The sequence below is a fragment of the Pseudoxanthobacter sp. genome (assembly GCF_036822375.1).
GTDB lineage: Bacteria > Pseudomonadota > Alphaproteobacteria > Rhizobiales > Segnochrobactraceae > Pseudoxanthobacter.
Window position 1 is genome coordinate 1 of record NZ_DAISHT010000213.1, and the last position, 5650, is coordinate 5650.

Annotated in this window: 5 protein-coding genes and 1 other RNA gene; all 6 read left to right on the forward strand. The window is 70.9% G+C overall.

The genetic code is table 11. The features are described from left to right. A non-coding RNA gene (gene ssrS / locus V7067_RS14875) (6S RNA) lies at positions 1-128 on the forward strand; the annotation flags it as partial. Positions 129-485: 357 nt separating this feature from the next. Next, positions 486-1127: a 5-formyltetrahydrofolate cyclo-ligase gene (locus V7067_RS14880; RefSeq protein WP_334176689.1), complete on the forward strand. Its 642-nt coding sequence runs from the start codon at positions 486-488 to the stop codon at positions 1125-1127. Positions 1128-1238: 111 nt separating this feature from the next. Continuing rightward, positions 1239-2060: a TIGR00282 family metallophosphoesterase gene (locus tag V7067_RS14885; protein WP_334176690.1), complete on the forward strand. Its 822-nt coding sequence runs from the start codon at positions 1239-1241 to the stop codon at positions 2058-2060. Between the two features lie 99 nt (positions 2061-2159). After that, positions 2160-2909, forward strand: coding sequence for a YebC/PmpR family DNA-binding transcriptional regulator (locus V7067_RS14890; RefSeq protein WP_334176691.1), 750 nt, complete (start codon positions 2160-2162; stop codon positions 2907-2909). Between the two features lie 433 nt (positions 2910-3342). Then, the gene (locus V7067_RS14895; RefSeq protein WP_334176692.1) at positions 3343-4824 is read left to right on the forward strand and encodes a GGDEF domain-containing protein; all 1482 of its coding nucleotides are present in this window, start codon (positions 3343-3345) and stop codon (positions 4822-4824) included. Positions 4825-5008: 184 nt separating this feature from the next. Then, positions 5009-5401 (forward strand): Co2+/Mg2+ efflux protein ApaG, encoded by a 393-nt coding sequence (gene apaG / locus V7067_RS14900; protein ID WP_334176693.1) that lies wholly within the window; start codon positions 5009-5011, stop codon positions 5399-5401. The last annotated feature ends 249 nt before the right edge of the window (positions 5402-5650 follow it).

Sequence of the window (5650 nt, forward strand, 5' to 3'; positions counted from 1 at the left end):
ATTCCCCGGGGCCTTATCGATCCTTAAGGGAGCTGTTCCTGACCGGGCCCGTGGGCCCGGGCAAACGGCGCCCACCTACACTGTAGGTTTCCCGGGATCGAAAATCCGACGGCCGAGGCGGTTCGCCCACCTGCCTGTTTCCTTCGCAGGCCCCTTTCTCTGCCCCTCCCCTTCATCTGCAGGCTGGCCTGCACGCACCTGTCTGCGCGTGCATGCCTGCACGGCACCTGCACGGCCGGTGTGCGCCATCCCCGGCGCTGCATCCCCGGGGGCCGCCATCGTCCCTGCGGCTCCGGCTGCATACCCCCCCCCGGCCTGCGTCCCTTTTCTGTCCGGCCCTGTCTCCCGATCCTTTCCGGTTCTGCCCGGTCCTGCCGGCTGCGCTGCGGCTGCGGCACGGCGGCTTGCCGGGCGGTCGCCGATGGGGTTTTCTGGCGCCACCGGTGCCGGTTCCGGCCGGCGGCGGCGAGCGGAGGACGAGGCCCTTGAGCGACATTCCCGAACAGGCGGCGGCCGGGGAGGAGACATCGCGGCTGCGCGTGCGCAAGGCGGCTGTCAGGGCCGAGGCCCTCGGCCGTCGCAGCGCGCTTCCGGCGGCCGCGCACCGGCAGGCCGCCGCGGCGCTGGTCGCGGCCATCGACGATCTGGCGCTCAGGCCGGGCGTGACGATTGCCGGCTTCCACCCCATTCGCGGCGAGATCGACCCGCGGCCGATGATGATGGCGCTCGCCGACCGCGGCTTCCGGCTGGCGCTGCCGGCGCTGGTCGACGACGAGACCATGGTGTTCCGTCGCTGGCAGCCGGGCGATGCGCTCGTTCCGGGCCGCTTCGGCCTGTCGGAGCCGCCGGACCACGCCGACATCGCGGTGCCGGATGTGATTCTGGTGCCGCTGGCCGCCTTCGACCGCCACGGCAACCGCGTCGGCTATGGCAAGGGGTTCTATGACCGGGCGCTGGCGCGGCTCGATCAGGCCGATCCGCCGGGCCCGCGCGCCATCGGCCTGGCCTTCAGCGTGCAGGCGGTGGAGGCGGTCCCGGCCGAGGCCCACGACCGCCCGCTCGATGCGGTGCTGACCGAGGCCGGCCTGCTGCGTCCCGGCGATGCTTTGCCGGGTGCGCGCATTTGAGAGACCCGATTCCCGCGCGGCGGTGTTTTCCCCCGCCCTGATTCGTTCTAGGAACCCGCACAGGACGACGGTCTGTTGCGGCCGCCGGGTTTTCTGCCGCGGGGATGCGCGATGCGACTGCTGTTTCTGGGCGATGTGCTGGGCCGGGCCGGCCGCGATGCGGTGACGCGCCACCTGCCGGGGCTGGTGGAGCGCTGGGCGCTCGATTTCGTGGTGGTCAACGGCGAGAACGCCGCCGCCGGCTTCGGCATCACCGAGGCGATCGCGCAGGACATTCTGGATGCCGGTGCCGACTGCATCACCACCGGCAACCACGTCTGGGACCAGCGCGAGGCCCTCGTCTTCATCGAACGCCAGCCGCGCCTGCTGCGCCCGGTCAACTATCCCGCCGGCACACCGGGGCGCGGCGTCAACCTGTTCATCGCCCGCAACGGCGCGCGCGTTCTGGTGATGAATGCCATGGGCCGGGTGTTCATGGACCCGCTCGACGATCCCTTCGCCGCGGTGGCGGCGGCGCTGGAGGACTGCGCGCTCGGCGCCGAGGCCGATGCGGTGGTGATCGATTTCCATGCCGAGACCACCAGCGAGAAGCAGGCCATGGCCTTCTTCGTCGACGGGCGGGCGAGCCTCGTCGTCGGCACCCACACCCACACGCCGACCGCCGATCATCGCATCCTGCCGGAGGGCACCGCCTTCATGACCGATGTCGGCATGTGCGGCGATTACGATTCGGTCATCGGCATGGAACGTGACGAGCCCATCGGCCGCTTCACCCGCCGCATTCCCTCCGGCCGCTTCCAGCCGGCCGCCGGCGAGGCGACGCTGTGCGGCGTGGCGGTGGAGATCAGCGATGCGACCGGTCTGGCCGAAGCGGTGCACCCGGTGCGCCTCGGCGGCACCCTCAGCCAGAGCCTGCCGCCGTTCTGGCCGTGAAACCGGCGCTCATGAGCCGGCGCCGGGGTTCCCTTCGGCGCGGCAACGGCCTATAACCCGCGCCAAGCTCAGCCTTGAAACGACCGACGGTGGCAGACCATGGCCGGCCATTCCCAATTTAAGAATATCATGCACAAGAAGGGCGCTGCCGATGCGCGGCGCTCCAAGCTGTTTTCCAAGCTCGCGCGCGAAATCACCGTCGCCGCGAAGATGGGGCAGCCGGATCCGAAGTTCAACTCCCGCCTGCGCCTTGCCGTGCAGGGTGCGCGGGCGGAGAACATGCCGAAGGACAACATCGAACGCGCCATCAAGAAGGCGCAGGCGGCCGACGGCGATAACTTCGAGGAAGTGCGCTACGAAGGCTATGGCCCGGGCGGCGTTGCCGTCATCGTGGAAAGCCTGACCGACAACCGCAACCGCACCGCTTCCGCCGTGCGGGCCGCCTTCACCAAGCATGGCGGTGCGCTGGGCGAAACCGGCTCGGTGTCGTTCATGTTCGACCGCGTCGGCGAGATCACGTTCGCCGCGAAGGTCGGTTCCGACGACAAGGTGATGGAAGCCGCCATCGAGGCGGGCGCCGACGATGTGCAGTCCTCCGAGGACGGCCACATCGTGACCTGCGCCTTCGAGGCGACCGGCGAGGTGGCCGAAGCGCTGACCGCCGCGCTCGGCGAGCCTGAAGGCGTGAAAATCGTCTGGAAGCCGCAGAACCTCGTTCCGGTCGACGACGACAAGGGCGCCACGCTGCTGAAGCTCATCGCCCAGCTCGAAGACGACGACGACGTGCAGAACGTCTTCAGCAATTTCGAGCTGTCCGACGAGCAGATCGCGAAGCTCGCGGCCGCCTGATCCGGCGGCCGTTTCGGCCGGCTGCAACCTGCGGGCCGCCGATTGCGCCTGCAGGCGTACCGGGCATGGTGCGGGGCTGGTTTCGGCCGCCCCGCAACCCCGCAGTCCGCAATTCCGACATTGACGCCTCCGGTTCGATCTTCCAGCATGCGGGGGAAGCCGTGCCATCGCGCCGCGTTTCCTGTGCAGAGAGCCGGTCATCGCAGGTGCCGGTGGTCGGAGGCACGGGTGCGCCGGGGCAGGACAAGAGCCGGCACAGGCTGAGGGGTCGCTCCCGGCGCAGAGCGGAAGCCCCGGAGGAATGCGTCGTTTGGCGACGGCGGATGTCGGCCTTGGCGTCAGTACAATACGCGGAGCAGGAAAAGCGGATCGGGCCGGGGCCCGGACCCTGCGCGACGGCCGCACGGCCGCATGGCCGGACAGGGGGCGCACGATGAACGCGGCCGCCCTGTGGCCCCGTCTTTCCATGCGGCGTCGTCCGCACCGCTCATGGCTGCTGCGCAACGCCCGCCACGCCGGTGCCGAGCACGGCGACCTGCGCTCGGCCAATCTCTTTTCCCGCGTGACCATGCCGCTGATCGGCGCCCTGATGGCGGTGACCTTTCTGGCCGCCGTCGGCCTCGTCGTGTTCGTCGGGGCCCGGCAGAATGCCGTCGCCCGCGAGCTGGCGGCGCGCTATCTCGCAGCCTCTGTCGCCGACGATCTATGGCGGGCGGGCTCCGTTCTCAATGTGATGGCCGCCGATCCGGAAGTGCAGGCCGCGCTGGAGGCCGGGCCCGCGATGGTGCCGGAGTTTCGCAATGCGCTCGGCCTCGGCCTGTCCGGCCTGCTGGCGCAGAACCGCGGCGGCCAGACCGTGCTTGCGCTCGGCAGCGGCGGTGAGGTGCCCCTCGCAGAGCGGGCCGGGCCGGGGGCGGGCGAGCAGGCGCTGATGGATCAGGCGCGCCGTGCCGGGCCCGGCCGGGCGGTTTTCGGCTATGTGCTGTCGGGCGGCGAACCGATGTTGCTGGCGGCGGTGGCGATACCGGCGCCGCGCGGCGACGGAGAAGCGTGCTGCGCCGTCATCCTGATCAGCCAGCCGTTCGGGCGCGCGGTGCGGGCATCGGACGACGCGGCGCCGCTGAGCGACCTGCAGGTCGTGGAGAGCAAGAGTGCCGCGCGGGCCGGGCAGTCCGGGGCGTTGTTGCTGCCGGTGCCGGAGGGCCTGCCGCCGCTCACGGCCACATGGACGGCGGGCACGCCGGGGGCGCTGCTGCTGAAGACCGTGCTGCCGGCGATGGCGGTGGTCGGGGTGGTGCTGGCCGGCGTGACATGGGGCGTGCTGCGCCGGGCCTCAATGGCGGCCCGCCGGCTGGCGGGCACGGCGCGCGCCCTTGAGGCGGCCAATGCAGAACTCGCCGCCGTGGCCAACACCGATGGCCTCACGGGCCTTGCAAACCGGCGCTATTTCGACGTCGCCTTCGGCCACGAGTGGCGCCGCTCGCGGCGCGACGGCTCGCCGATCTCGCTGCTGATGATTGATGTCGACCGCTTCAAGGCGTTCAACGACCGTCACGGCCACGTTGCCGGCGATGTGCGGCTGCGTCTGATCGCCGATGCCATCAGCGGGTCGATCCGCCGGCCGGGCGATGTGGCGGCACGGTATGGCGGCGAGGAGTTCGCGGTGCTGCTGCCGGCGACCGGGGCGGAGGGCGCGATGCGGGTTGCCGAGACCATGCGCGCGGCGGTCGCCGGGTTGTCGGATGCCGAACTGGGGCCGTGCTCGGTGTCGATCGGCGTGGCCAGCGTGCGGCCGGCAGACGATTATCCCGCCCTTCTGGTGCAGGCGGCCGATTCGGCGCTCTATCTCGCCAAGAACGGCGGGCGCAATCAGGTGCGTCTTGCCGGCACGGCCCTGCTGCCGCGCCAGCGCTGAGGCGCCGCGCCTGCGGCCGGATTCCCCCGCCCCTCAAAGCAGTCTAGAAAGGTCTCCGGCGGTCTGCCGCCGGTGCCGGCCAGAGGCTCCGGGCGGCGCGGCGTGCGCCGGAAAAGACAGACGGCCTTCTGCCCGCGATCCCCTCGCGGCATCGCAGAAGGCCGGGGGAAGAGAGGTCCGCGCCATGTATCGGGCGGTAACACACGATATCCGGATCACCGTCGAGCCGCGCTATCTGCCGGAGGAATCCGAACCCGGCAGCGGCCGCTGGTTCTGGGCCTATCAGGTGGAAATCACCAATCTCGGCCGGCAGACGGTTCAGCTGCGCGCCCGCCACTGGATCATCACCGACGGGCTGGGGCGGGTGCAGGAGGTGCGCGGCACCGGGGTGGTCGGCGAGGAGCCGGTTCTGGCACCGGGCGAGAGCTACAGCTACACCTCCGGCTGCCCGCTCACCACCACCTCGGGCATCATGGTCGGCACCTACCGGATGGAAACGCCGGATGGCGGGGCCTTCGATGTGGCGATTCCCGCATTCTCCCTCGACCTGCCGGATGCCCGCCCGACGCTGAACTGAGCGGCCGGCCGCGTGCGCGAAACAAAAAGGGCCGGCACCCCGGATCGGGGGCCGGCCCTTGCCGTTGGCGGCGTGTCGCCGGTCAGGCCTCGGCCACGGGGGCGGCGAGGCGGTCCAGAATGCCGCGCGCCTGCAGGGAATCCTCGATCTCGCCCAGCACCGAGGCATCGTCGATGGTGGCGGGAATGCGCAGGGGCTCGCCGTCTGCGAGTTGCCGGATGGCGCCGCGGAGGATTTTTCCGGAGCGGG

What these genes read in the sequence shown, in the direction of transcription:
- V7067_RS14885 (WP_334176690.1), top strand. Translation starts at nt 1,239, where the DNA reads ATGCGACTGCTGTTTCTGGGCGATGTGCTGGGCCGGGCCGGCCGCGAT.
- V7067_RS14890 (WP_334176691.1), top strand. Translation starts at nt 2,160, where the DNA reads ATGGCCGGCCATTCCCAATTTAAGAATATCATGCACAAGAAGGGCGCT.
- V7067_RS14895 (WP_334176692.1), top strand. Translation starts at nt 3,343, where the DNA reads ATGAACGCGGCCGCCCTGTGGCCCCGTCTTTCCATGCGGCGTCGTCCG.
- apaG (WP_334176693.1), top strand. Translation starts at nt 5,009, where the DNA reads ATGTATCGGGCGGTAACACACGATATCCGGATCACCGTCGAGCCGCGC.